This is a genomic window from Streptomyces sp. NBC_00443, assembly GCF_036014175.1.
Taxonomy (GTDB): Bacteria; Actinomycetota; Actinomycetes; order Streptomycetales; family Streptomycetaceae; genus Streptomyces.
Genome location: NZ_CP107917.1, coordinates 6,292,873 through 6,315,488 on the forward strand (window position 1 = coordinate 6,292,873; position 22,616 = coordinate 6,315,488).

Genomic DNA, 22,616 nt, shown 5'->3' on the forward strand with positions numbered 1-22,616 from the left:
TCGGGTCACCCCCTCTTCCCGCATCACGCTGCGTGCGGGACGCTCATGTGGCGGCACCCTTACGAGGAGGCATCAAGTGGTCGACGCGGATCAGACATTCGTCATCGTCGGAGGCGGACTCGCCGGCGCGAAGGCGGCCGAGACGCTCCGAGCGGAGGGCTTCACCGGGCGGGTGATACTGATCTGCGACGAGCGCGACCACCCGTACGAGCGGCCGCCGCTGTCCAAGGGCTATCTCCTCGGCAAGGAGGAGCGCGACAGCGTCTTCGTGCACGAACCCGCCTGGTACGCGCGCAACGACATCGAGCTGCACCTCGGCCAGACCGTCGACCGAATCGACCGCACGGCGAAGACGGTGCGGTTCGGCGAGGACGGCACCGTCGTCCACTACGACAAGCTCCTGCTGGCCACCGGCGCCGAGCCGCGCCGCCTGGACATCCCGGGCACGGACCTGACCGGCGTCCACCACCTGCGCCGGCTCGCGCACGCCGAGCGCCTCAAGGGCGTCCTCACCTCACTCGGCCGGGACAACGGACACATCGTGATCGCCGGCGCCGGCTGGATCGGCCTGGAGGTCGCGGCGGCGGCCCGCGAGTACGGCGCCGAGGTCACCGTGATCGAGCCGGAGCCGACGCCGCTGCACGGAGTGCTGGGCCCCGAGCTGGGCGGGCTCTTCGCCGAGCTGCACCGTGAGCGCGGGGTGCGCTTCCACTTCGGGCGGCGGCTGACGGAGATCGTCGGCCAGGACGGCATGGTGCTGGCCGCCCGCACGGACGACGGCGAGGAGCACCCCGCGCACGACGTCCTGGCGGCCATCGGCGCCGCCCCGCGCACCTCGCTGGCGGAATCGGCAGGACTGGAGATCGCCCACCGCGCCTACGGCCGCGGCGTCGTGGTCGACGAGCGGCTGCGCACCTCCGACCCCGACATCTACGCGGCCGGCGACGTCGCCTCCTTCCCGCACGCCCTCTTCGACACCCGGCTGCGCGTGGAGCACTGGGCCAACGCGCTGAACGGCGGCCCGGCGGCGGCGCGCGCGATGCTCGGCCGCGACGTCACCTACGACCGCGTGCCCTACTTCTTCTCCGACCAGTACGACGTGGGGATGGAGTACAGCGGATGGGCGCCGCCGGGGTCGTACGACGAGGTGGTGATCCGCGGGGACGCCGGGAAGCGGGAGTTCATCGCGTTCTGGGTGAAGGACGGCCGGGTGCTGGCCGGGATGAACGTGAACGTGTGGGACGTCACAGACCCCATTCAGCAGCTGATCCGCTCGAAGGCGCAGGTGAACACGGACGCCTTGGCCGACCCGCACATTCCACTCGAAAACCTCGCACCATAGCTGTCAGTCCACCACCGTAGAATTCACGCGTGGCAGGACGGATCAATGACGAGGACGTGAAGGCGGTACGGGACGCGGTCCCGATCGACGCCGTGGTGTCCGAGTACCTCCAGCTGCGCAACGCCGGGGGCGGGAACCTCAAAGGGCTGTGCCCCTTCCATGACGAGAAGTCGCCGTCCTTCCAGGTCAGCCCGAGCAAGGGGTTCTTCCACTGCTTCGGCTGCCAGGAGGGCGGCGACACCATCACGTTCGTGATGAAGGTCGACCACCTCTCCTTCTCCGAGGCGGTCGAGCGGCTCGCCGCCCAGGCCGGCATCACCCTGCGCTACGAGGAGGGCGGGTACAACCCGTCGCACCAGCGCGGCGAGCGGATCCGCCTGGTCGAGGCCCACAAGATCGCCGCCGAGTGGTACGCCGAGCAGCTGGCGAGCAGCCCCGAGGCCGACACCGGCCGGATCTTCCTCGCCGACCGCGGCTTCGACCAGGCCGCCGCCGTCCACTTCGGCGTCGGCTACAGCCCTCAGGGCTGGGACCACCTGACCCGCTATCTGCGCGGCAAGGGCTTCACCGACAAGGAACTTCTCCTGTCCGGGCTGTCGCAGGAGGGCCGCCGCGGCCCCATCGACCGCTTCCGGGGCCGCTTGATGTGGCCGATCCGCGACATCGGCGGCGACGTGGTCGGCTTCGGCGCCCGCAAGCTGTACGAAGCGGACAACGGACCCAAGTACCTCAACACCCCCGACACGGCGATCTACAAGAAGTCCAACGTCCTCTACGGCATCGACCTCGCCAAGAAGGACATCGCGAAGTCCAGCCGCGCGGTCGTCGTCGAGGGCTACACGGACGTCATGGCCTGCCACCTCGCCGGCGTCACCACCGCCATCGCCACCTGCGGTACCGCCTTCGGCGGCGACCACATCAAGATCCTGCGCCGACTGCTCATGGACAACGGCTCGGCCCGCGTCATCTTCACCTTCGACGGCGACGCGGCCGGCCAGAAGGCGGCCCTGCGCGCCTTCGAGGACGACCAGAAGTTCGCGGCGGAGACGTACATCGCCATCGCGCCGGACGGCATGGACCCCTGCGAACTGCGCCTGGCGAAGGGCGACGACGCGGTCGCCGACCTGGCCGAGCCCCGCACCCCGCTCTTCGAGTTCGCACTGCGCCAGATCGTCCTTCGCTACGACCTCGACACCCCCGCGGGCCGCGCCGCCGCGCTGGACGAGGCGGCCCCGATCGTCGCCCGCATCAAGAACAGCGGCGCCCAGCACGAGGTGGCCGTCCAGCTCGCCGGCATGCTCGGCATCCTGGACACCCAGTTCGTCGTCAAGCGGGTGGCACAGCTGGCGCGTTGGGCACGCGACCGGGGCGGCCGCGGCCCGGCCCCGCAGTCCCGCGACACCCGTCAGTACGACGCCGCCCCCGGCCCCCGCACCTCCGGCCCCGCCCTCACCCTGCGCAACCCGGTCTACGCCACCGAGCGCGAGCTCCTCAAACTCGCCCTCCAGCGCCCCGAGTTGGCCTCCCCGGCCTTCGACGCGTACGGCGTCGACGAGTTCACCGCCGCGCCCTACGCCGCCGTACGCCAGACGATCATGGACGCGGGCGGTGCGGAGTACGGCATCCAGGACCCGCAGGAGTACCTGGTCCGCGTCCGCGAGGCGGCCCCCGACGACCAGGTCCGGGCGATGGTCACGGAGCTGGCGGTCGAGCCGATCATGCGCCGCACCGTGGACGAGGTGTACGCGGGCACGGTGCTGGTCCAGGTCCGCCGCCGCGCCGTGGAGCGCCGGATCCGCGACGTCCAGTCCCAGATGACCCGCCTGTCGACGGGCGGCGACCCCGCCCAACTGGCCGCCGTGCAGAACGAACTGTGGGTGCTGCAGCAGTACGACCAGGCATTGCAGGGGCAGGGCGCCGCAGCGCTCTGACGGATCCGCGGGCATCCGCTACGGCGGGGTATCCACGCGGTCACGGACCGGACGCAAAAAGTCACCGCACGCCCCTCGTGGCGGCGATGTGTCGTACTCCACACTGGGTTCCGGTGCCTGAGTCCTCGGAGCGCGGCCGATCCGTTCCCACGGGTCCCACACCCCCGCGGTTCCGCTCATCGCGTACGGGACGGACAGCGGCGAGGCCGCCGACTCCGCCCTCGAAGCAGCGCTGCCGTATGCCTCGGCAGCGATCATCCTGGAGGTCGCCCCCGTGCAGACCCAGACCCTGATCGAGACCGACAAGAGTACGGACGGCACGGAGCCGGACGCGGAGACCGGCGTGCTCGTCGCGGTCCCGCCGCAGAGCCGTGTCGCGCACCACCCCGAGGCGGAGCCGGAGGCCTCGCCCGAGCCCGCGGAGCCGCCCGCCGGGGCGCTGGACGGCGCCGACGCCGCCGAGCCGGTGGAAGCACCGCCGCCGGCCCGCTCTCGCGCCGCCGACACCAGCGGACCCTCCTCCGACCTGTTCCGCCAGTACCTGCGGGAGATCGGCCGCATCCCCCTGCTCACCGCGGCCGAGGAGGTCGAACTCGCCCGCCGCGTCGAGGCCGGCCTGTTCGCCGAGGAGAGGCTGGGCAACGCCCCCGACCTGGAGAGCCGCCTCGCCCTCGACCTGGACCGCCTGGTCGTCATGGGCCGGATGGCCAAGCGCCGCCTGATCGAGGCGAACCTGCGCCTCGTCGTGTCCGTCGCGAAGAGGTACGTCGGCCGCGGGCTGACCATGCTCGACCTCGTCCAGGAGGGGAACCTCGGCCTGATCCGGGCCGTCGAGAAGTTCGACTACGCCCGTGGCTACAAGTTCTCGACGTACGCCACCTGGTGGATCCGCCAGGCGATGTCCCGCGCCCTCGCCGACCAGGCCCGCACGATCCGAGTGCCGGTCCACGTCGTCGAGTTGATCAACCGGGTCGTCCGCGTCCAGCGCCGCATGCTCCAGGAGCGCGGCTACGAACCGACGCCGGAAGAGGTGGCCGCCCACCTCGACCTCGCGCCCGAGCGGGTCAGCGAGGTGCTGCGGCTGGCCCAGGAACCGGTGTCGCTGCACGCGCCGGTGGGCGAGGAGGACGACGTGGCGCTCGGCGACCTCATCGAGGACGGCGACGCGACGTCACCCGTGGAGTCGGCGGCGTTCCTGCTGCTCAGGGAGCACCTGGAGGTGGTGCTGTCGACACTGGGGGAGCGAGAGCGGAAGGTCGTTCAGCTGAGGTATGGCCTGGCGGACGGCCGCCCCCGCACGTTGGAGGAGATAGGCCGCATCTTCGGGGTGACGCGGGAGCGGATCAGGCAGATCGAGTCGAAGACTCTCAATAAGCTGCGGGACCATGCCTTTGCGGATCAGCTGCGGGGTTATCTGGACTGACGCCGTCTGCGGGCCCGGTGGGGGCTTGTCGCGCAGTTCCCCGCGCCCCTTAGGTACGTGCAGCTAGCGCCCCTTCAGGGGCGCGGGGAACTGCGCGACCAGCCACAACGGGCCCGCAGCCGTCAGTCCACCTCCGCCACCGCCTGCGCGAACTGCGCCTTGTACAACCGCGCATACGCCCCGTCGGCCGCCAACAGCTCCCCGTGCGCACCCTGTTCCACGATCGAACCGTTCTCCATGACCAGGATCGTGTCCGCGTCCCGGATCGTCGACAACCGATGCGCGATCACGAACGACGTCCGCCCATGCGCGAGCTTCGCCATCGCCTTCTGGATCAACACCTCCGTACGGGTGTCGACAGACGAGGTCGCCTCGTCCAGCACCAGGATCACCGGATCGGACAGGAACGCCCGAGCGATGGTGATCAGCTGCTTCTCACCGGCACTGACCCCGCTGCCGTCGTCGTCGATCACCGTGTCGTACCCGTCGGGCAGCGTACGGATGAACCGGTCGGCGTGGGCGGCCCGCGCCGCCTCCTCGATCTCGCCCCGGGTGACGTCCCGAGCGGCGCCGTACGCGATGTTCTCCGCGATCGTGCCGCCGAACAGCCAGGTGTCCTGCAGCACCATCCCGATCCCGGCCCGCAGTTCGTCCCGGGACATCCGGGCGATGTCGGCCCCGTCGAGGGTGATGCGCCCGGACGAGACGTCGTAGAAGCGCATCAGCAGGTTCACGAGAGTCGTCTTGCCGGCGCCCGTCGGGCCCACGATCGCGACCGTGTGGCCGGGCTCCACCGTCAGCGACAGGTCCTCGATCAGCGGCTTCTCCGGGTCGTACCGGAAGGACACGCCCTCCAGCGCCACCCGCCCGCGCAGCTCCTCCGGCCGCACACCCGGCACGGGATCCGCGTCCTGCTCCTCGGCGTCCAGCAGCTCGAAGATCCGCTCCGCCGACGCGACACCCGACTGCACCAGGTTCGCCATCGACGCGACCTGCGTCAGCGGCATCGAGAACTGCCGCGAGTACTGGATGAAGGCCTGCACGTCACCGATGGACAGCGAGCCGGACGCCACCCGCAGCCCGCCGACCACCGCGACCAGGACGTAGTTGATGTTCGACACGAACAGCATCAGCGGCTGCATGACCCCGCTGTTGAACTGCGCCTTGAACCCGGCCTCGTACAGCGCCTCGTTCTGCTCGGCGAACTGCTGCGCCGACTCCTCCTGCCGCCCGAACACCTTCACCAGGGTGTGCCCGGTGTACATCTCCTCGACGTGCGCGTTGAGCTTGCCGGTGGTCCGCCACTGCTGCACGAAGTGCGGCTGCGACCGCTTGCCGACGCGGGTGGCGACCACGAACGACAGCGGCACGGTCACCAGCGCGACCAGCGCCAGCAGCCATGACACCCAGAACATCATCGCCAGCACACCGATGATGGTGAGCACGGAGTTGATGAGCTGGCCCATCGACTGCTGGAGGGTCTGCCCGATGTTGTCGATGTCGTTGGTGGCCCGGGACAGCACCTCGCCGCGCCGGCTCTTGTCGAAGTACGACAGCGGCAGCCGCGACAGCTTCGTCTGGACATCCTCCCGCATCCGGAACATCGTCCGGTTCACGGCCCGGTTCACCAGCCGCGTCGCCACCGCCATCAGCAGACCGGCGACGAGGAACACGATGAGCGCGAAGATCAGTACGTTCCCCACCGCGCCGAAGTCGATGCCCTGGCCCGGCGTGAAGTCGGTGCTGCGCAGCATGTCGGCGATCCGGTCGTCGCCGCGCTCCCGCATGGCCGCGAGGACCTGCTCCTTGCTCATCCCGGACTCGAACTGCCGCCCGACGATGCCCGCGAAGACCAGGTCGGTGGCGGCACCGAGGATCTTCGGCCCGGCGACCGACAGGCCCACGCTCACGACCACGCAGACCAGCAGCGCGTAGATGGTGACCCGCTCGGGCTTGAAATGCGCGACCAGCCGCCTGCCCGACACCTTGAAGTCCAGCGAGCGCTGATCGGGGCCGCCGCCGGCCATCATCCGCCCCATCGGCCCGGCCATCAGGCAGCCTCCGCTTCCGTCAGCTGGGAGAGCACGATCTCCCGGTAGGTCTCGTTGTCCGCCATCAGCTCGTGGTGCCGGCCCGTGCCGACGACCTGCCCCTCGTCGAGCACGACGATCCGGTCCGCGTCCCGGATGGTCGCCACCCGCTGGGCGACGATGACGACGGTCGCCTCGGCGGTCTCGCGCCCGAGCGCCGCACGCAGGGCGGCGTCGGTGGCGTAGTCGAGGGCGGAGAAGGAGTCGTCGAAGAGATAGATCTCCGGACGCTGGACCAGCGTCCGCGCGATCGCCAGCCGCTGCCGCTGACCACCGGAGACATTGGTCCCGCCCTGCGAGACGGGAGCGTTCAGCCCGCCCTCCAGCCGCTGGACGAACTCCTTGGCCTGCGCCACCTCGAGCGCCTGCCACAGCTCCTCGTCCGTCGCGTCCGGATTGCCGTAGCGCAAGTTGGTCGCCACCGTCCCGGCGAACAGATACGGCTTCTGCGGCACCAGCCCGACGGTCCTGGCCAGCAGCTGGGGATCGATGGCCGCCACGTCCTCCCCGTCCACGAGCACCCGCCCGTCGGTCGCGTCGAACAGCCGCGGGACGAGCCCCAGCAGGGTCGACTTCCCGCTGCCCGTCGAGCCGATGACGGCGGTCGTCTCGCCCGGCAGCGCGACCAGGTCGATCGACTTCAGCACCGGCTCCTCGGCACCCGGGTAGCGGAACCCGGCACCCCGGATCTCCAGATGACCGTGCCGGCGCAGCTCCCGCACCGGCGCGACCGGCGGCACCACGCTCGACGACGTGTCCAGGACCTCCTGGATGCGCTCGGCGCAGACCTCCGCGCGCGGCACCATCATGAACATGAAGGTGGCCATCATCACGGACATGACGATCTGCATGAGATAGGCGAGGAAGGCCGTCAGGTCACCGATCTGCATCCCGCCGCTGTCGATGCGATGGGCACCGAACCACACCACCGCGATCGAGGACAGGTTCACCACCGTCATGACGATCGGGAACATCAGCGCGAGCAGCTTGCCGGTGCCCGTCGCCATCTCGGTGAGCTCGACGTTGGCCTTGCGGAAGCGCTGCTGCTCGTACTCGTCGCGGACGAAGGCACGGATCACGCGGTTGCCGGTGATCTGCTCGCGCAGCACCCGGTTCACCGTGTCGAGACGCACCTGCATGGTCCGGAACAGCGGCCGCAGCCGCCGCACGATCAAGGTCACGCTGATGCCGAGGACCGGCACCACGGCCACCAGCACCGCGGACAGCGGCACGTCCAGGCCGAGGGCGAGCACGATGCCGCCCACGCACATGATCGGCGCCGACACCATCAGCGTGAACGTCATCAGCGCCAGCATCTGCACCTGCTGGACGTCATTGGTCGTCCGGGTGATCAGCGAGGGCGCGCCGAAGTGCCCCACCTCACGCGCCGAGAACGACTGCACCCGGTCGAAGACGGCGGCCCGCACGTCCCGGCCGAGCGCCGCCGCGGTACGGGCGCCGTAGTACACGGCACCGATGTTGCACACGACCTGCGCCAGCGAGATGCCGATCATCAGGGCGCCGTAGGACAGGATGTAGCCGGTGTCGCCGGTGACGACGCCCTTGTCGATGATGTCCGCGTTCAGCGTGGGCAGGTAGAGCGTGGCGCAGGTCTGCAGGAACTGCAGCAGCACCAGCCAGGCGATGGGTTTTCGGTAGGGCCTGAGGTAGGTCCGCAGAAGTCGTATGAGCACGCTGCTTCTCTCGGCGTCGACGAAGGGGCGATTGGTTGCCCCTGGCCCCTATCGTCGGACACTCCGGCCGCGTTACCTCAACCGATTAATCCGTCAGCGCCGCTTCATACGGCCTTCCGGGTGCGAACTCCCTCGAACTCCTACCGGTCTCTTACCTTCCACCTGGGGCCGGCGGCCATCGCTACGCCCGGAACGCCCCCGGATGTGTCTGCTCCCGCACCGACACGAACTGCTGCCGCACCGCCTGCCCCACCGCCAGCTCCTCACCGGGCTCCAGGACCTGCGCGGCCGCGCCCTGCCAGACCGGCGGGGTCCGCGGGTCGAGCGTGCCCTGCGACACACCCAGCGCCCAGGCGGCCTGCCGGGCCGCGCCGATCGCCGCGTAGTCCGCGGGCTGCGGTACGACGACCTGCGCACCGAAGAGCATGGGCGCCGCCGCCTGCACGGCCGCCAGCTCGGCCGCCGCACCCAGCAGGAAGATCCGCCGCACCTCGACACCCCGGCCGCGCAGCACGTCCAGCGCGTCCGCGAGCCCGCACAGCATGCCCTCGAACGCGGCCCGCGCCAGATGCTCCGGCTTCATCGACTCCCGCCGCAGCCCCGCCAGCATGCCCGCCGTGTGCGGCAGATGCGGCGTCCGCTCGCCCTCCAGATAGGGCAGCAGCACCAGGCCGTGCGAGCCCGGCGTCGACTTCATCGCCAGGTCGGACAGAGCCTCCAGATCGGCCACGCCGAGGAGTTCGGCGGCGCCGCGCAGGGTGCGTACGGCGTTGAGGGTGGTGACGACCGGGAGGTGCATGCCGGTCGCGTCGGCCAGCGAGGTGATCATCCCGCTGCTGTCGACGAGCGCCTCGGGGTGCACCGCCATCACGGACCCGGAGGCGCCGAGCGACACCACCGCGTCGCCCAGCCCGATGCCGAGCCCGAAGGCGGCGGCCATGGTCTCGCCGGTCCCCGCGGAGATCAGCAGCCCCTCCGGCGTCGTACCGGCCGCTTCGGCGGGCCCGATCACCTCGGGCAGCATCGCCTGGTGGCCGAGCGCCAGCTCGACGAGATCGCTGCGGTAGTTCCCGGTCGCCGCCGACCAGTAGCCGGTGCCGGAGGCGCCGCCCCGGTCCGTGGTCCTTCTCACAGGCCGGCCGAGCAGCTGCCACACCAGCCAGTCGTGCGCCTGCAGGAGAACGGCGGCGCGTACGGAGTTCTCCGGCTCGGTCTTGGCGAGCCAGCGCAGCTTCGTCACCGGCTGCGCGGCCTGCGGCACACACCCCACGGCCTGCGCCCACGCCTCGCGTCCCCCCAGCGCGTCGATCAGATCGGCCGCCGCGACCTGCGCCCGCTTGTCGCCGCCGACCATCGCGGGGCGCACGGTGTTGCCCTGCGCGTCGAGCGGCACCACCGCGTTCTGCTGCGCCGACACGCCGATGGCCTGCACACCTTCGAGCAGCCCGCCGCCTGCCGCCTCACCGAGGGAGAGCAGCCAGGCCTGCGGATCGACGTCGGAGGGGCGCGCGGCACCGTCCGGCGAATCCACCGGGTGCGGGGCATACCCCTGCCTGAGCACGGCGCCTGTGTCCGCGTCGCAGACGACGATGCGAGTGAAATCGGGCGAACTGTCCAACCCGGCGACTATCCCCATGGCCCAAATTGTGCCGTAGCGCTGCGCCGGCTTGGGCCGTGGGCGTCGTAGGGGGTGCGTGCAGGATTCCGGGTGCGGGTTGTGTGGGGCTGCTCGCGCCACGCGGCGGAGCCGCAAATCGATACAGCCCCGCGCTCCTGGCGGCATGGCAGGGCCCGGCGCCGTGGAGGTGCCGATACCCCGAGCATCCGACAGGTCCCGTTACGTGTTGGTGGTGCCCCAGTCGTCCTCTGCGCCTCCGTTGTGGGCGCTGCGTTCGCGGAGCGAGCGGACTCGTTGGGCGACGGACTCGGGGACTCGCTCGCCCATCTTGTCGCTGACCGTGTGGTACGCCTTGCCGGCGAAGACGCGGCCCTGTTGTGCCGCCGTCTCCGCGGTGTTGCGGACGGCGGGGTTCTGCGCGACCTGGCGCGCGGACTTCTTGAGCTGCTCGTAGCGCTCGCGTCCGGCGCGTGTGCCGAGGACGTAACCGACGGCGAGTCCGATGACGAACGTGAGTCGGTAGCGCATGGCGGCCACCCTTCCCTTGCGTAGGTCCCTGGTGCGGCGTCGGCGCCGGGGGGAACCGATTGGCGGAGCACCCCCCTGCTTGCGCTAATGTATGTGTCGCAGCGAGCGCACGCCCCCTGGCGAATACCCAGGTAGGTACGTTCGATGCAAACGAGGCATTCCTCCGTAGCTCAATTGGCAGAGCAGCCGGCTGTTAACCGGCAGGTTACTGGTTCGAGTCCAGTCGGGGGAGCTCGGTCCTCCGTAGCTCAATTGGCAGAGCAGCCGGCTGTTAACCGGCAGGTTACTGGTTCGAGTCCAGTCGGGGGAGCATGCTGAAGAGGACCCCGATGGGGTCCTTTTTCATGTGTGATCACCTGTCGCGGGAACCGTGCAGGTCGTGGGGGAGTCCTTGAGGGCATGCGAAGTCGACCATACGAAGCAGGAGATCGTATGAGCGGCTATGCTGCGGCAGACGGCGCGCACACATGTACGCGACACGCCGCTATGGGGCGGTAGCTCAGCCGGTTAGAGCAGCGGACTCATAATCCGTCGGCCGTGGGTTCGAGTCCCACCCGCCCCACTCCGCGCCCTCGGCGCAGGATCGTTCTCACCAGCGGCGGAGCCCCAAACTCGGTCGGGCGGAGGCCCCCCTGAGAGGGTCCAAGATCATCTACTCGCTCCATGCTCGCTCGAAGCGTCAGGGAGGTCTCTCCCAACCACGCGGGCACCGCCCCGGCCGGGACGGTCCGGAAATGACGAAGGGGCCCCGCGGGGCCCCTTTCCTCGTTCCTGGTCCTGGCGGTCAGCCCTCGGCCGGCCGGGCGTGGTGCTCGGGCTCCGGCTGCTGCTGCCGTCCGATGTACGGCACGTAAGGCGGGTCGGTCGTCCCGCGCTCCCGGCGGCGGTCACGGCCGGCGCCCGGCCGGGGTCGCCGCGGCCGGGCGAACTGGGCGGCCCGCTCGTCGATCTCGCCGAGGACCATCCCGTTGTACTCGGCCGCGAGGGCGTCGAAGTCGGTCCGCAGTTCATCGTGCTTGCGGACCGCTTCGTCGCGTTCGGCTCGGGCGTCCCTCAGCTGGTCGACGAGCGTGCGGTATTGCCCCTGGCTGAGGGCGGCGTGACGATTCACCGCCTCTTCCCGGTCGCGGAGAGCGGCCGAACGCCGGTCGAACTCCTCGCCCAGCTGGCGCCGTTGCTCCGTCAGGGCTTCGATATCTCGCCGGTTGTGTTCCTCATGCTGGGCGATCCAGCGGCGCAGTGCGGCGAGGGCAATGAGTGTGACCACGAGGACCGGGAAGAAGCGGACCGCCATCAGGAGCAACAGACCCGGGACGTCGTCGACCGAGATCTCGTCGAGTCCCGCCACGGTCAGTGTGATCCCTGCTGCAAGTCCGCTGACTGCGCCGATTGTCGTTCTGCCCGGCATCCCCGCTACCCCCTAGCTGCGGCACCCCCGTCGACGCCGCTTCGCGCGTTTTCCTCCGCCTGCATCGCAAGCGCGTTCTCAATGCTGGCGATCAGGCCCCGACGGATGAGGGGGTTGGTGATCTGCCAGGAGTCGGCCGCAGCGTCAGGTGTCAACGGCTGTGGCGGTGTGGTCACCGAGGGTACAACCGGAACCCCGTCTTCGGGCCAGTCCTCGGCATCAATGACTCCCGACTCGACCATAAGGTTGCGTAGGGGATAGTCCAGAACTTTCGCCCATTTGGCGAACTGCCAGATTTGGGGGAGGACTTCGCCGTCGAGGGCACGGCTGACCATGGAGACGTTGATGTCCAGCTTGGTGGCGAGCTCTGCGCGGCCGCCGGCGCCGGACTCAATCGCGATCCCCTTGTCTCTGGCTAGTTGTGTGACCAGTGCGCCGAAGCGCCTCGCCACTGCTTTTCGTTCTTCCATGCTCCGCATGTCCATCGACGGTAGCGCGCTCGCAAGCGACGCGCCATCGCTTGCTCGCGAGCAAGCGTGCAGGTCAGGGGCTGTGTAGAGGGTTTCTGCTGGTCGGAGCGGGAGTGCGCCCGCGCGCCGTCACCAAAAAGACACATCCACTGATCCATTGAAGGTGGTTGCTCGCGAGCAAGCGACCACCTATGTTTGCTCGTGAGCAAGCGAGCAGGTAGCTCGCGAGCAAGCGCACGAGTGGAGGAGTGACCGCGTGTCCATGCGCAGTCGAAGCCCCGGAGAACGGGGCGCGAAGCCGCACCGGTACCGCCTCAACGCCGACGCCCTACGCGAGAAGGCACGGGCGGCCGGCGACACCGAACAGCGGGAGATCGCCCGCCGGACCGGCATCGACGAGGGCGCCCTCTCCCGGCTTCTGGCCGGGACCAGGAGCCCGAGCCTCGAAACGGTCGTCGCCCTCGCGGCGGCCTACGGCGGCCCGATCGAGGACCTGCTCACCAGGCCCGACGGCACCCCGCTCCGGATCCCCGCACAGGCCGTACGGACGGCCGCCGCCGTCGGCTGACGGCGACCGGGGCCGCCGAGACCATGCCCGGTCCCGACGCCCCGGATCACCAGGCACCTCAACCAACCGAGAATCGAGGTCCCTCCAGTGGCGAAGAGTAACGCCCAGAAAGCCCCCACGCAGACCCTCGCGGCTCTGCTCACCGAACACCCGGAGATCACCGGGCTCACGTGGTCGATCGACCCGTCCGGTGTCGTCCACGGGTCCAACCCGGACGACGACGGCCGCACGGTTACCAGCCTCGCCCGCATCATCGGCGGGACGCCCGTGGCGACCACCACGACGAACCCCGTCGGCGACCGGCTGACGCTGACCGCCCTCGTGACCGTGTGGCACGGCGCGCACTTCGACGTCTGGGCCACGCACGAGACCCCCGTCGAGACCGAACCGCTGCCCCTCGGCGCCGTCGCCGTCCTGGCCCCGGTGGGAGGTGGCCGGTGATGGACGTCGCCCGTACCGCGGTCCTCCTCGCCCTCGTCGCCTGCGTCGGCCTGCTGATCGTCTCGGTCGTGGCCGGCCGCACCGTCCCCGTCCGTCCCTCCGCTCTGGCCCGCCGCATCGTCGCGCGCCGGATCGCTAAGGGAGGCGGTCGGTGATGGCGAAGCACGATCACCGCAACTGCCCCCCGTGCGGCCTGATGCGCCACCCGGCGAACGCGAAGGACGCCGCCCTCGTGCGTCGCCTCCTCGTCCGCCAGGCGCCGGCCGACCGCCGCACGCAGGGAGGCCAGGCGTGAAGAACCGTCAGACCCTCACCGACCACCAGGCATCCGCCCGCGCGGCGCTGAAGCAGCGCGGCGTGTGGGTGCCGGGTCCGGTCTACCCGACCGTCGAGAGCGCGCAGGCCGCCGCGCGACGTGTGCCCCTGGCCCGCCAGTTGTCGGCCTACCTGCCGATCGGCGACTTCGAGGCGTACGGCGCCCGGTGCGAGGACGGCGGCGCCCTGTGGGTGCGGCACGTCGGCGGTGACGGCCCGGCCCTGGAGCCGATGCCGCAGCGCATGACGGTCCGCGTGCCCACGTACGGCAGCGGCCCCGGTTACAGCGGTGTCGGCATCGTCACCGTGTCGATCGCGCCGACCTGCCCCGTGTGCGGTGGTCCGCGCGGCTTCGACGACGTCAAGGCGGACCCGTTCATGCGGGACGGCGAGACGTTCGTCCGGGACCGGTGGGCCAACCGTTGCGGGCACCAGGACCGTTACGACCTCGTCCTCGACGAGGCCCGCCGCACCCCGCCCGCACCGGGCGGGAAGACCCCCGAGGACGCCCCGGCGCGCAAGCTCCCGGCCCTCGCCGTGCCGTGCACCCGGTGCGGCGCGAAGGCTGGGGACCTGTGCACGAGCCACAACGGGGCGCGGCTGCGTCTGGTCGACGTTCACCGGCCGCGCACCGACGCGTGGCACGCCCACCGGGTGAAGACCGTCCCGGCGGCGGCGCTGGTCCTCGCGGCCGCGAACCGACGGGACGTCAACCACGGCCGCCAGGCCGCCGACCTCCTCGCCGCGAAGGGCTTCACCGCCGAGGCCGATGCCGTCGAGACCCTGCTGAAGATCCAGAACGGGCACCTGTCCGCGAAGCAGACGGTCACGTACCTCGTCGAGCGGGCCGAGACCGGCCGGGGCGGTGAGGCGTGATGGCCGCCCCCGTGAAGGACACGCCCAACGTCGGCCCGGCGGCCGAGGCCGTCGAGGCGACCGCGTGGCGTCGCGTCGCCTCCTCCGAGGAGCCGGACCGATTCCGGTCCCTCGTCCTGGAGTTCACCGACCGCGAGGTCAACGGCCGCCCGCACCGTGAGCCCGGCTACTTCGAGACGGACGGCGTCCTCGTGGCCGCGCACGTCGAGGCCCTGGCCGGGCTGCGCCGACTGCGCGCCCGCCGCCACAAGCCCTCGTGCCGCTGCGTCGCCTGCCGCTCCCTCGCTACCCACATCGTTCGAGAGGACTCCCGCTCATGACCGTCATGACCGCCTCGGCCGAGACCAGCGTCTCGGCCGAGGGTCGGCCCGACGCGCCGACCGCCCGCCTCATCCTTCCCGCCGGCGCTTCCCGCGAGGAGTGGCTGACCGTCCGTCGTGCCGGTCTGGGCGGCTCCGACGTCGCCCGCATCCTCGGCCTCGACGAGTACGCCGGCGCCCTGCGCGTGTGGGAGGAAAAGGCCGGATACGAGGAGCCGTCGAACGACCGGATGAAGTGGGGGACGCGCCTGGAGGGCGTGATCGCCGAGGGCTTCGAGGAGGAGACCGGTCTCGTCACCGCGATCCCGGCCGGGACGTTCGCGCACCTCGACCACCCTTGGGCGCTGGCGAACATCGACCGTCACGTCCTGGAGGACGGCGTCGTCGTCGCTCCGCTGGAGCTGAAGAACAAGAGCGAGTACGTCGCGCGGAAGTGGGAGAACACCGAGGAGGCGCCCGACGCCCCGGCGCTCCAGGCGCATTGGTACACGGCCGTCGGCGGTTACTCGCACTCGTACGTGGCCGCCCTCCTCGGCGGGAACCGGCTGACCGTCTTCCGGCAGGAGCGGAACGAGGAGCTGATCGCCGAGCTGTTCCGCATCTGCGGCGAGTGGTATCAGCGCCACATCGTCGAGGGTGTCCGCCCGAAGGCCGACGGCCTGAAGGGCACGAAGGATCTCCTCGCCGCCCTCTACGACGTCAAGCCCGAGGCGGTCAAGGAGATCCCCCTCAGCGAGGCGAAGGAGCTGCGCGCCCGCCGAGCTTCCCTGAAGGACCAGGCGAAGGCCCTGGAGCAGCAGCTCAACGAGGTCGAAAACCAGATGCGCGACCGGGCCGGTGAGGACGCGATCGTCAAGTCCGGCAAGGGCATCGCCTGGACCTGGAAGCCCACCGGCAAGTTCAGCGACAAGCAGTTCCGCGAGAAGTACCCGGAGCACGTCGCCCAGTACACGACCACGGTCGAGGTCATCGACTCGGCCCGCGTGAAGGCCGAACTCCCCGAGATCCACACGAAGTGCCGCGCACGCGTGCTGCTCGTGCCTGCGAAGGAGATCTGATCCATGAGCACTGACCTGCTGGCCCGCGTGCGGGCAGCGTCGGCGGCCGGTACCCCCTCGGGGGCCGGCCGCCCGGCCGGGGCCGAGGAGGCCGCCACCGGCAACGTCCCCACGGCCCCGGGCAACGCCGAGACCGTCGAGGCGCTGCACACCTGGCTGACCCGGTACGAGGGCCACATCGCCCGCCGTCTGCCCTCGCACGTCGAGGCCGGGGCGTTCCTGGCGGCCGTCCGCGATCGGCTCCCGGCGCTGGAAGGCTGCTCGCCCGCGAGCATCCTGGACGCCGTCCTCGCCTGTGCGTCGTTCGGCTTCATCCCCGACGGCCGCGAGGCCGTCCTCACCCGGGACGGGGCCCTCGCCACGTTCATCCCGACGTACCGCGGCTACGTCAAGGCGATGCACAACTCGGGCTTCGTCACCTCGGTCCGGGTCGAGATGGTCTACGCGGGCGACGAGTTCACCTACGAGCCGACCCGCCCGGCGCCGGATGACTTCGTCCACCGGCCCAACCTCGACGTCCCGAAGGACAAGCGCGGGGAGCCGAGGTTCGCGTACGCCTTCGCCTGGTTGCGGGGCGGTGACCGGTCTCAGCCGATCATCCTGTCCAGCGAGGACGCCGACGAGATCCGCGACCTCTACAGCAAGGCGTACCAGCGGGCGCGGGACGCCGGGACCGATGACTCGTTCTGGCACACCCACCGCCTCGACATGTGGCGTAAGAGCGCGATCCGGCGCCTGTACAAGCTCGTCCCCACATCGGCCGAGATGCGCGCCCTGGAGGCCGTCGAGGAGGCGGCCGAAGCCGGTCGTCCGCAGCTCGACCACGCGCCGGACCCGGAGGCCGCCGCGCTGGTCGCCGAGGCCGAGCGTGCCGCCCGCGCCGCCGAGGGGTCGCAGGACGTTCCGTCCGGCACGCTGAAGGTCAAGGCCAAGGGGCGCGGCCGGTCGAAGCCGAAGAAGCAGCGCGGCGGGCGCCGTGGCGCGCGGGGACGTGCGTGATGGGGGTTGGCTCAACCGCCCCATGTGCGGCCTGGACTTCGAGACAACGGGTGTTGACCCGGAGTCCGACCGGATCGTGTCGGCCGCCGTCGTCCTTCGGGGCGGCGGCCGGCCGACCGGCCGCACCTCGTGGCTCGCGGACCCCGGGGTCGAGATCCCGGCCGGGGCCACGGCGGTGCACGGCATCACCACCGAGTACGCGCGGGCGGCCGGCCGCCCCGCCGTCGAGGTCGTCGAGGAGGTGACGGCCGCCGTCGCGGCGGCCGTCGCCGACGGCTGCCCCCTGGTCGTGATGAACGCGCCGTTCGACCTGACGATGTTGGACCGCGAGGCCCGCCGCCACGGGGTCACCCCGCTCGTCGACCGGTGTGACCCGTACGTCCTCGACCCGCGCGTCCTCGACAAGCGGGTCAGCCGACGGCGGGGCTCGCGGACCCTGACCGACCTTGCCCGTCACTACGTGGTGCCCCTGTTCGGTGCGCACTCGGCCGAGGCCGATGCCGTCGCGGCGTGCGCGGTCACCTACAAGATCGGCAACCGGTACCGGTTCCTCGCGGACACCCCGCTCCCGCGGCTGCACGCCGAACAGATCCGGTGGGCGGCCGACCAGCAGCAGGGGTTGCGGGACTACTTCGCGCGGACGCCCGGCAAGGAGCACCAGGCCGCCACCGTGCGCCTGGACTGGCCGATGATCCCGGTCCCCGTGGCGACGGGCAGCGGCCGGTGAGTGCGGCCGTGGACGTCCTCGTCGGGGTGGGCGGCGCCGTGTCCGGTGTCGCCCTCCCGACGGTCGTCGTGGCCGCCCTGGAGCGCGTCCTCCCCTCCCTCTCCCGTTCCGGTGTCGGCCGCGCTGAGGCCGCGGTCGCCGCCGCTGATCTCTTCCCCCGAGGTGTGCGATGACTGAAACGTTCGGCCCGCTGTACGAGCGGCCCAAGTCCCCGGACTGCCCCAACTGTTCCTGCTGCGCGGCGCCTCTGTGCGAGCGCGGCCGGCGCTCCACCATGCGGTGCGCCGGGCACACCGACGCGAGCACCATGCAGCTCGTCTCCGGGTGTCCGTGCTCGGCCGAGACGACCGAGGGCACGCACGCGTGGCGGGCCGCGATGATCCGTATCGTCCGGCACGCCACCGAGCGCCCTCTCCGTACCCCGGCCGCGCTGCTGCTGCGCGCCCTGGAGACCGCCGAGGGCGGGGACGTCGAGGACCCGGAGGACTTGCTCGGGATGCTGAAGGCGTACCGGTACGCCGGGGTCACCGACGCCGGACGTCCGGTGATCACGCCGTTCGGCCGGCGCTACCTCGCGGCCCGTACCGACTCCCGGTTCATGACCCCCGTCGAGGTCGAGGCGGTCGACCACAAGGCGCGCACGGCGACGGTCGTCGTCGTCGGCTGGCACCTGGAGCGCGGCGTCACCGTGCTCCTGGACCAGCTCGTCACCGAGACCGGGCTGAAGGCCGAGGAGCTGCCCGGCAAGCACCTGGAGGCGGAGGCCAACTGCCACGCCGCGACGGCCGACGAGATCGTCCTGACGAAGGTGCGGATCGCCCCCGAGCTGCCTGACGGCTGGATGGACGGGAGCGTCACCAGTGCCGAGTGACAAGCCGCTGAAGACGGTGATCACCGTCCTCGCCGCCGAGCCGAACACCCGGCTCGGGTGCTGCGACGCCGACGGCCCGGCCGTGTGGGTGCGCGTGACGGCCTGGTCGCCGCGGCGGGCGTTCCTCACCGACGCCGCGCCGTTCCTGGCCGTGTCGGGCAGGGAGACCGAGGATCTGCCCGGCCTGCGATTCTTCGCCGACCTCGACCTGAACAATCCGCCGAAGAACGACGACACCTCGGGTGAACACCTGGAGTGGCCGGGCCTCGGGCTGTGCCCGCCCGTCCCCGCCGAGTGGCTGACGGCCCGGGACGAGGACGACCCGGGCGCCCCGGCCGGGGCCGAGGAGGAGGTCCCGCCTGTCCTGTCGGTCATCGCGCGTGGACTGCCCGGACCGCAGGGCAGTAAGACACACGTCGGCGGCGGCCGGATGATCGAGTCCTCGGCGAAGGTCAAGCCGTGGCGGGACGTCGTCGCCTGGTCGGCCATCGCCGCCCGTAACCGGGTCCGCGGCTGGAGCCAGTTGACCGGGCCGGTCGCCCTGTCCCTGACGTTCACCATGCCGAGGCCCCGCTCCCACTTCGGGACCGGCCGGAACGCCGAGGTGGTCCGCCCCTCGGCCCCGGCGCGGCCGGACGTCACCCCGGACCTCGACAAGCTCGTGAGGGCGACGTGCGACGCGCTCAAGACGGCCCGGGTGTACCGGGATGACGCGCAAGTCGTCGAGTACCGGGCGCCGTTCGGGCAGTGGTACGACACCGACCACGGCACCGTGCCCCTCGTCCTGGACGGACCGGGCTGCGTCATCCAGCTGTGGCCCCTCGACGCCAAGGGGGCCGGCCGGTGAGCTACGAGGGAATCGTCCGCGCCCTGACGAACGGGGACCCGCGCGAGCTGTCGGACCGCGACCTCGCGCAACGGCTCCACGTCGACGAGGAGTTCGTCGCCCGGGTGCGCACCGAGCAGGGGCTCCCGGTGTTCAGCGCCGGGCGCCGTGCCCGCCGCGAGATCGTCGAGGCCGCCTACCTGGCGCACGTCGAGGACGTCGGCGGCGGACACCAGCGCTGGACTGGGACGACGACCCGGGACGGCGTGCCGATGGTCACCACGCGGTTCGGGCAGGAGTCCGCGCACCGTGTGGCGTTCCAGATGGTCACCGGCCGGCCGCCGGTCGGATACGTGCGGGTGTCGTGCACCTTCCCGCACTGCGTGGCGCGGGGGCACCAGGCCGACCGTCGTGTCCGCGAGGAGCGGCGCCGGTCGGCCCCGGCCGGGGCGGTGATCGCGGCATGACCACTAGGCGCAACGACCTCGCGAACGCCCGCCTCCCGAAGGCGGCGCTCCTGCCGGGGGCGTCGTGGCACGGCCCGATCGACCTCGTGGCCGTGCGTCTGGTCCTCGCCGGGCGCCGGCCGCCGTCGGTCCTCGACGACGACCACAAGCTCTACGCGATCGTCCACGGCCCTGGCAGCGTGCGCAGCAAGGCGAAGGCCCTCGGTCTGGCGGAGCTGACCGTCGCCCGGTACTCGCCCGGCTACGCGGGCACGTACGGCCGCAGCGGTGAGGAGGGTCCGCCGTGACCTGGCTGGACCTCCTCGTCGGCTTCGTTGACGTGGTGGAGACGGTGAGCGCCACCGGGGACGTGTGGGGGCCTGCGCTGCTCGGCGCGGGCCTCGCCGTCGGCGGCTGGCGGATGCGCCCCGGGGGCGGACGGCACCGGACGCCGTCCGCCCCGTGGACGGCTGCGCGGACGGCGGGGCGGACGGTCGTGGGGACCGTCCGTGTCACCGCGTCCGCCCTCGTCCGCCCCCGGCCGGACGGACCCCCGTCCACCCCGGACGCATGCCCTGTGACCAGCGCGGACGGTCGTCCGGTCGTATCCGCGGACGGTCGTCCGCCCCTGGGCGGACGTGAGGACGGAGGTGGCCTGTGACCGAGAACTCTGTGTTCCGCCGGCGTCCCAACCATGCGCCCGACACCCTCGCGCGCCCGGACCACTGGGGGAAGTACGCGCCATGCCGCAGGGCCCCGAGGGAGATCTTTTTCCCGGAGGACTTCGCCGGGGCGGAGGCCGTCCTCGTCGCCGAGGAGGCCAAGGGGTACTGCCGGCAGTGCCCGGCCCTGGACGACTGCCTCGCGGAGGCGATGCAGCGGCCCGAGCGGTTCGGGGTGTGGGGCGGGACGACCGCCCCCGAGCGCCGCGCCCTCGCGCGCCGCCAGCGCGAGGAGGCGAAGCGTGCCGAGGCGCAAGTCGTCACGGAAGCGGCCTGAGTGGACGCGGGGCGCCCTCCTCGACTGGACCACCGGCCCGCACTGGGACTACGACCGCGCGCGGCCGTGCCGGTACTGCGACGGCCTGACGCAGCTCCGCGACAGCGACAAGAAGCCAGCGCACAAGGTGTGCGCGGAGGCGGCCCTCGACCAGCAGGCCGAGGACGCAGCAGCCGCCTACTACCAGCAGGAGGACCGCCGATGACGACCGCTGTACGCGACGGCCGCCGGGTGACCTACCGGCCGCGCATGACCCCGCAGGACCGCAAGGCCGTCGCCGCGCGGATGCGCGAGGAGTACGAGGCAGGCAACAGCGTCCGCGGTGTGGCCGCCGGTCACGACCTGTCGTACGGCACGGCCTACCGGTGGCTCCTCGCGGCCGGGACGCAGATGCGCGACCGCGCCGGCCGACTGCCCGCACCTCCCACCACCTGAAAGGCACCCGATGCTGAAGCACAACCGGCGGCCCAATCCGCTGATGATCCTCGCGCTCCTGGCCGTGGTCGTGTTCCTCGTCCTCGCGGCGTGCGTCCGCGTCGACGGCGACGAGGAGGACGACTGCGACGACGTAGGGCTGTCGGCCGTCGAGGCGCCGGCATCGTCCCGGCCGCGCCCGGCCGTGCCCCCGGCGAAGCCCGCGGCGCCCCCGGCGAAGCCCGTGAAGCCCGCGGACCGGCCGCGGGTCTCGGTCAGCAAGGCCCCGGCCGCCTCGACCGCACCGAGGAGGACCCCGTCCCCGGTCGCGACGACGACCTCGTCCCGCCCCGGGCACCGGCCCGCGCACGGCCACGGTCACGGGGACCTCGACCTCGACCTCTGCGACGACTGAAGGAGACCGGCCTCATGACCTGGCCCCGGTTCTGGTGGGGCGTGGTCGGCGGAGCAGCCGCCGGCGGCGTCACCTACGCGATCGAGCCCGTACGCCCATGGTGGCCGGTCGTCGCCCTCGTCGTGTTCGCCCTGATCTGGCTTGGCGAGTACGTCGGCGACTGACCCCCATGCCGCGCGCGTCCGGGCGATTCCCCCATGGCGCCCGGACCCGCGCCCCTCTCGTCCCCACACCCCGGGCGTCCGGAAGGAGATGACCGATGCCCCGCCCCTCGTACTGCCGCGCCTGCGGTGCCGCGATCCGCTGGACGGTCACGGAGAACCGCAAGCGGCTCGCCGTCGACCTGACCCCGGACCCGAGCGGGAACACCGCCGTCAGCCGCGACGGCCGCGGCGTGTGGCTGTCGCGCCGGCCGACGGAGGAACTGCCCGTCGCCCCCTACGAGCGGCTCCACAAACCCCACGTCGCCACCTGTCGGCCGCCCGAGCCCGAGCAGACCGCGTGCCTCGGCCTCATCCGCCTCGACGACCGGCGCCAGGCGCAGGACGGCGGTCGCGCGTGAACCCTGGCACCCTGCCCCCGGTCGGCCGCTGCGCCCTGTGCGGCCACGGCAAGCACCTCAGCTCCCACCGGTCGACCCGCGACGGCCTCATCCGGAACGTGTGCACCTCGTGCTACTCGGCTGCGACCCTCGCCGAGGAGGCCGGCCACCCGGTCGACTGGCACCAGGCCGTGACCACCGGCAGCGACGACGACCTCCTCCGCTGGCTCAGGGGCGACCGGTGACCCGGGCACCGGCACACGAAAAGAGGGCGGCACACGGCCGCCCTCCCTTTA

30 protein-coding genes, 3 tRNA genes and 1 pseudogene are annotated in these 22,616 nt (G+C 71.5%); 28 read left to right on the forward strand and 6 right to left on the reverse strand.

The window, feature by feature from the left end:
* Window positions 1–76 precede the first annotated feature (76 nt).
* The 3 genes and pseudogenes from OHO27_RS28475 (at window position 77) to OHO27_RS28485 (ending at window position 4,696) form a co-directional block, all read left to right on the forward strand.
* Window positions 77–1,342, forward strand: coding sequence for an NAD(P)/FAD-dependent oxidoreductase (locus tag OHO27_RS28475; protein ID WP_328427805.1), 1,266 nt, complete (start codon window positions 77–79; stop codon window positions 1,340–1,342).
* 29 nt (window positions 1,343–1,371) lie between these two features.
* Window positions 1,372–3,273: a DNA primase gene (dnaG, locus tag OHO27_RS28480; RefSeq protein WP_328427806.1), complete on the forward strand. Its 1,902-nt coding sequence runs from the start codon at window positions 1,372–1,374 to the stop codon at window positions 3,271–3,273.
* A gap of 113 nt (window positions 3,274–3,386) precedes the next feature.
* Window positions 3,387–4,696 (forward strand): annotated as a pseudogene (locus OHO27_RS28485) (RNA polymerase sigma factor).
* A 122-nt stretch (window positions 4,697–4,818) separates the two neighbouring features.
* On the opposite strand, the gene OHO27_RS28490 reads toward OHO27_RS28485, so the two are convergent.
* The 4 genes from OHO27_RS28490 to OHO27_RS28505 form a co-directional block, all read right to left on the reverse strand.
* A complete protein-coding gene (locus OHO27_RS28490; protein WP_328427807.1) occupies window positions 4,819–6,747 on the reverse strand; it encodes an ABC transporter ATP-binding protein in 1,929 nt (642 codons plus the stop codon).
* Window positions 6,747–8,480 (reverse strand): ABC transporter ATP-binding protein, encoded by a 1,734-nt coding sequence (locus OHO27_RS28495; RefSeq protein ID WP_328427808.1) that lies wholly within the window; start codon window positions 8,478–8,480, stop codon window positions 6,747–6,749. Before OHO27_RS28495 ends, OHO27_RS28490 begins: the two co-directional genes overlap by 1 nt.
* A 181-nt stretch (window positions 8,481–8,661) precedes the next feature.
* Window positions 8,662–10,116, reverse strand: coding sequence for a xylulokinase (locus tag OHO27_RS28500; protein WP_328427809.1), 1,455 nt, complete (start codon window positions 10,114–10,116; stop codon window positions 8,662–8,664).
* 201 nt (window positions 10,117–10,317) lie between these two features.
* Window positions 10,318–10,626, reverse strand: a complete 309-nt coding sequence (locus tag OHO27_RS28505) for a YtxH domain-containing protein (protein ID WP_328427810.1) — start codon at window positions 10,624–10,626, stop codon at window positions 10,318–10,320.
* Window positions 10,627–10,785: 159 nt separating this feature from the next.
* Between OHO27_RS28505 and OHO27_RS28510 the strand changes: the two genes are divergently transcribed.
* The 3 genes from OHO27_RS28510 to OHO27_RS28520 all read left to right on the forward strand — a co-directional run bounded on the left by OHO27_RS28510 (window position 10,786) and on the right by OHO27_RS28520 (window position 11,188).
* Window positions 10,786–10,858 (forward strand) — tRNA-Asn (locus OHO27_RS28510).
* A gap of 5 nt (window positions 10,859–10,863) precedes the next feature.
* Window positions 10,864–10,936: transfer RNA gene (locus OHO27_RS28515), tRNA-Asn, on the forward strand.
* 178 nt (window positions 10,937–11,114) lie between these two features.
* A tRNA-Ile gene (locus tag OHO27_RS28520) sits at window positions 11,115–11,188 on the forward strand.
* A gap of 222 nt (window positions 11,189–11,410) precedes the next feature.
* Here OHO27_RS28520 and OHO27_RS28525 read toward each other — a convergent pair.
* Window positions 11,411–11,974 carry a hypothetical protein gene (locus tag OHO27_RS28525; protein ID WP_328427811.1) on the reverse strand — a complete coding sequence of 188 codons (564 nt, stop codon included), beginning with the start codon at window positions 11,972–11,974 and terminating at the stop codon, window positions 11,411–11,413.
* A gap of 65 nt (window positions 11,975–12,039) precedes the next feature.
* Entirely contained in the window at window positions 12,040–12,513 is a 474-nt protein-coding gene (locus OHO27_RS28530) for an XRE family transcriptional regulator (RefSeq protein WP_328427812.1), read from the reverse strand.
* Between the two features lie 253 nt (window positions 12,514–12,766).
* Here OHO27_RS28530 and OHO27_RS28535 point away from each other — a divergent pair, with 253 nt between their 5' ends.
* The 22 genes from OHO27_RS28535 to OHO27_RS28640 all read left to right on the forward strand — a co-directional run bounded on the left by OHO27_RS28535 (window position 12,767) and on the right by OHO27_RS28640 (window position 22,565).
* A complete protein-coding gene (locus OHO27_RS28535; RefSeq protein ID WP_328427813.1) occupies window positions 12,767–13,072 on the forward strand; it encodes a helix-turn-helix domain-containing protein in 306 nt (101 codons plus the stop codon).
* A gap of 87 nt (window positions 13,073–13,159) precedes the next feature.
* A complete protein-coding gene (locus OHO27_RS28540) occupies window positions 13,160–13,513 on the forward strand; it encodes a hypothetical protein (RefSeq protein WP_328427814.1) in 354 nt (117 codons plus the stop codon).
* On the forward strand, window positions 13,513–13,668 hold the full coding sequence (locus OHO27_RS28545; RefSeq protein ID WP_328427815.1) for a hypothetical protein: 156 nt from the start codon (window positions 13,513–13,515) through the stop codon (window positions 13,666–13,668). The genes OHO27_RS28540 and OHO27_RS28545 overlap by 1 nt, the downstream gene beginning before the upstream one ends.
* Window positions 13,668–13,808, forward strand: a complete 141-nt coding sequence (locus tag OHO27_RS28550; RefSeq protein ID WP_328427816.1) for a hypothetical protein — start codon at window positions 13,668–13,670, stop codon at window positions 13,806–13,808. Before OHO27_RS28545 ends, OHO27_RS28550 begins: the two co-directional genes overlap by 1 nt.
* On the forward strand, window positions 13,805–14,704 hold the full coding sequence (locus OHO27_RS28555; RefSeq protein ID WP_328427817.1) for a zinc finger domain-containing protein: 900 nt from the start codon (window positions 13,805–13,807) through the stop codon (window positions 14,702–14,704). Before OHO27_RS28550 ends, OHO27_RS28555 begins: the two co-directional genes overlap by 4 nt.
* Complete coding sequence (locus OHO27_RS28560; protein WP_328427818.1) at window positions 14,704–15,024, forward strand: hypothetical protein; 321 nt, start codon at window positions 14,704–14,706, stop codon at window positions 15,022–15,024. The genes OHO27_RS28555 and OHO27_RS28560 overlap by 1 nt, the downstream gene beginning before the upstream one ends.
* Window positions 15,021–16,082 carry a YqaJ viral recombinase family nuclease gene (locus OHO27_RS28565; protein WP_328427819.1) on the forward strand — a complete coding sequence of 354 codons (1,062 nt, stop codon included), beginning with the start codon at window positions 15,021–15,023 and terminating at the stop codon, window positions 16,080–16,082. The genes OHO27_RS28560 and OHO27_RS28565 overlap by 4 nt, the downstream gene beginning before the upstream one ends.
* A gap of 3 nt (window positions 16,083–16,085) precedes the next feature.
* Entirely contained in the window at window positions 16,086–17,081 is a 996-nt protein-coding gene (locus tag OHO27_RS28570) for a recombinase RecT (RefSeq protein WP_328427820.1), read from the forward strand.
* Window positions 17,074–17,808: an exonuclease domain-containing protein gene (locus OHO27_RS28575; RefSeq protein WP_443059622.1), complete on the forward strand. Its 735-nt coding sequence runs from the start codon at window positions 17,074–17,076 to the stop codon at window positions 17,806–17,808. Before OHO27_RS28570 ends, OHO27_RS28575 begins: the two co-directional genes overlap by 8 nt.
* Window positions 17,805–17,981, forward strand: a complete 177-nt coding sequence (locus OHO27_RS28580; protein ID WP_328427821.1) for a hypothetical protein — start codon at window positions 17,805–17,807, stop codon at window positions 17,979–17,981. The genes OHO27_RS28575 and OHO27_RS28580 overlap by 4 nt, the downstream gene beginning before the upstream one ends.
* On the forward strand, window positions 17,978–18,679 hold the full coding sequence (locus tag OHO27_RS28585) for a hypothetical protein (protein WP_328427822.1): 702 nt from the start codon (window positions 17,978–17,980) through the stop codon (window positions 18,677–18,679). The genes OHO27_RS28580 and OHO27_RS28585 overlap by 4 nt, the downstream gene beginning before the upstream one ends.
* Complete coding sequence (locus OHO27_RS28590; protein ID WP_328427823.1) at window positions 18,669–19,526, forward strand: RusA family crossover junction endodeoxyribonuclease; 858 nt, start codon at window positions 18,669–18,671, stop codon at window positions 19,524–19,526. The genes OHO27_RS28585 and OHO27_RS28590 overlap by 11 nt, the downstream gene beginning before the upstream one ends.
* A complete protein-coding gene (locus tag OHO27_RS28595) occupies window positions 19,523–19,972 on the forward strand; it encodes a hypothetical protein (protein ID WP_328427824.1) in 450 nt (149 codons plus the stop codon). Before OHO27_RS28590 ends, OHO27_RS28595 begins: the two co-directional genes overlap by 4 nt.
* A complete protein-coding gene (locus OHO27_RS28600) occupies window positions 19,969–20,259 on the forward strand; it encodes a hypothetical protein (protein ID WP_328427825.1) in 291 nt (96 codons plus the stop codon). The genes OHO27_RS28595 and OHO27_RS28600 overlap by 4 nt, the downstream gene beginning before the upstream one ends.
* Window positions 20,256–20,612, forward strand: a complete 357-nt coding sequence (locus OHO27_RS28605) for a hypothetical protein (protein WP_328427826.1) — start codon at window positions 20,256–20,258, stop codon at window positions 20,610–20,612. The genes OHO27_RS28600 and OHO27_RS28605 overlap by 4 nt, the downstream gene beginning before the upstream one ends.
* Window positions 20,609–20,950, forward strand: coding sequence for a WhiB family transcriptional regulator (locus OHO27_RS28610; protein ID WP_328427827.1), 342 nt, complete (start codon window positions 20,609–20,611; stop codon window positions 20,948–20,950). Before OHO27_RS28605 ends, OHO27_RS28610 begins: the two co-directional genes overlap by 4 nt.
* A complete protein-coding gene (locus OHO27_RS28615; RefSeq protein WP_328427828.1) occupies window positions 20,916–21,155 on the forward strand; it encodes a hypothetical protein in 240 nt (79 codons plus the stop codon). Before OHO27_RS28610 ends, OHO27_RS28615 begins: the two co-directional genes overlap by 35 nt.
* On the forward strand, window positions 21,152–21,385 hold the full coding sequence (locus OHO27_RS28620) for a helix-turn-helix domain-containing protein (RefSeq protein WP_328427829.1): 234 nt from the start codon (window positions 21,152–21,154) through the stop codon (window positions 21,383–21,385). The genes OHO27_RS28615 and OHO27_RS28620 overlap by 4 nt, the downstream gene beginning before the upstream one ends.
* Before the next feature lie 10 nt (window positions 21,386–21,395).
* Window positions 21,396–21,779: a hypothetical protein gene (locus OHO27_RS28625; RefSeq protein WP_328427830.1), complete on the forward strand. Its 384-nt coding sequence runs from the start codon at window positions 21,396–21,398 to the stop codon at window positions 21,777–21,779.
* 14 nt (window positions 21,780–21,793) lie between these two features.
* Complete coding sequence (locus tag OHO27_RS28630) at window positions 21,794–21,943, forward strand: hypothetical protein (protein ID WP_328427831.1); 150 nt, start codon at window positions 21,794–21,796, stop codon at window positions 21,941–21,943.
* Window positions 21,944–22,038: 95 nt separating this feature from the next.
* Window positions 22,039–22,341, forward strand: a complete 303-nt coding sequence (locus OHO27_RS28635; RefSeq protein WP_328427832.1) for a hypothetical protein — start codon at window positions 22,039–22,041, stop codon at window positions 22,339–22,341.
* Entirely contained in the window at window positions 22,338–22,565 is a 228-nt protein-coding gene (locus OHO27_RS28640) for a hypothetical protein (protein ID WP_328427833.1), read from the forward strand. Before OHO27_RS28635 ends, OHO27_RS28640 begins: the two co-directional genes overlap by 4 nt.
* The last annotated feature ends 51 nt before the right edge of the window (window positions 22,566–22,616 follow it).

Bases quoted from the DNA above. Each gene is read 5' to 3' on its own strand.
- OHO27_RS28490 (WP_328427807.1), bottom strand. From the start codon at position 6,747: ATGGCCGGGCCGATGGGGCGGATGATGGCCGGCGGCGGCCCCGATCAG.
- OHO27_RS28500 (WP_328427809.1), bottom strand. From the start codon at position 10,116: ATGGGGATAGTCGCCGGGTTGGACAGTTCGCCCGATTTCACTCGCATC.
- OHO27_RS28505 (WP_328427810.1), bottom strand. From the start codon at position 10,626: ATGCGCTACCGACTCACGTTCGTCATCGGACTCGCCGTCGGTTACGTC.
- OHO27_RS28530 (WP_328427812.1), bottom strand. From the start codon at position 12,513: ATGCGGAGCATGGAAGAACGAAAAGCAGTGGCGAGGCGCTTCGGCGCA.
- OHO27_RS28535 (WP_328427813.1), top strand. From the start codon at position 12,767: ATGCGCAGTCGAAGCCCCGGAGAACGGGGCGCGAAGCCGCACCGGTAC.
- OHO27_RS28545 (WP_328427815.1), top strand. From the start codon at position 13,513: ATGGACGTCGCCCGTACCGCGGTCCTCCTCGCCCTCGTCGCCTGCGTC.
- OHO27_RS28550 (WP_328427816.1), top strand. From the start codon at position 13,668: ATGGCGAAGCACGATCACCGCAACTGCCCCCCGTGCGGCCTGATGCGC.
- OHO27_RS28560 (WP_328427818.1), top strand. From the start codon at position 14,704: ATGGCCGCCCCCGTGAAGGACACGCCCAACGTCGGCCCGGCGGCCGAG.
- OHO27_RS28565 (WP_328427819.1), top strand. From the start codon at position 15,021: ATGACCGTCATGACCGCCTCGGCCGAGACCAGCGTCTCGGCCGAGGGT.
- OHO27_RS28570 (WP_328427820.1), top strand. From the start codon at position 16,086: ATGAGCACTGACCTGCTGGCCCGCGTGCGGGCAGCGTCGGCGGCCGGT.
- OHO27_RS28585 (WP_328427822.1), top strand. From the start codon at position 17,978: ATGACTGAAACGTTCGGCCCGCTGTACGAGCGGCCCAAGTCCCCGGAC.
- OHO27_RS28600 (WP_328427825.1), top strand. From the start codon at position 19,969: ATGACCACTAGGCGCAACGACCTCGCGAACGCCCGCCTCCCGAAGGCG.
- OHO27_RS28620 (WP_328427829.1), top strand. From the start codon at position 21,152: ATGACGACCGCTGTACGCGACGGCCGCCGGGTGACCTACCGGCCGCGC.
- OHO27_RS28625 (WP_328427830.1), top strand. From the start codon at position 21,396: ATGCTGAAGCACAACCGGCGGCCCAATCCGCTGATGATCCTCGCGCTC.
- OHO27_RS28630 (WP_328427831.1), top strand. From the start codon at position 21,794: ATGACCTGGCCCCGGTTCTGGTGGGGCGTGGTCGGCGGAGCAGCCGCC.
- OHO27_RS28635 (WP_328427832.1), top strand. From the start codon at position 22,039: ATGCCCCGCCCCTCGTACTGCCGCGCCTGCGGTGCCGCGATCCGCTGG.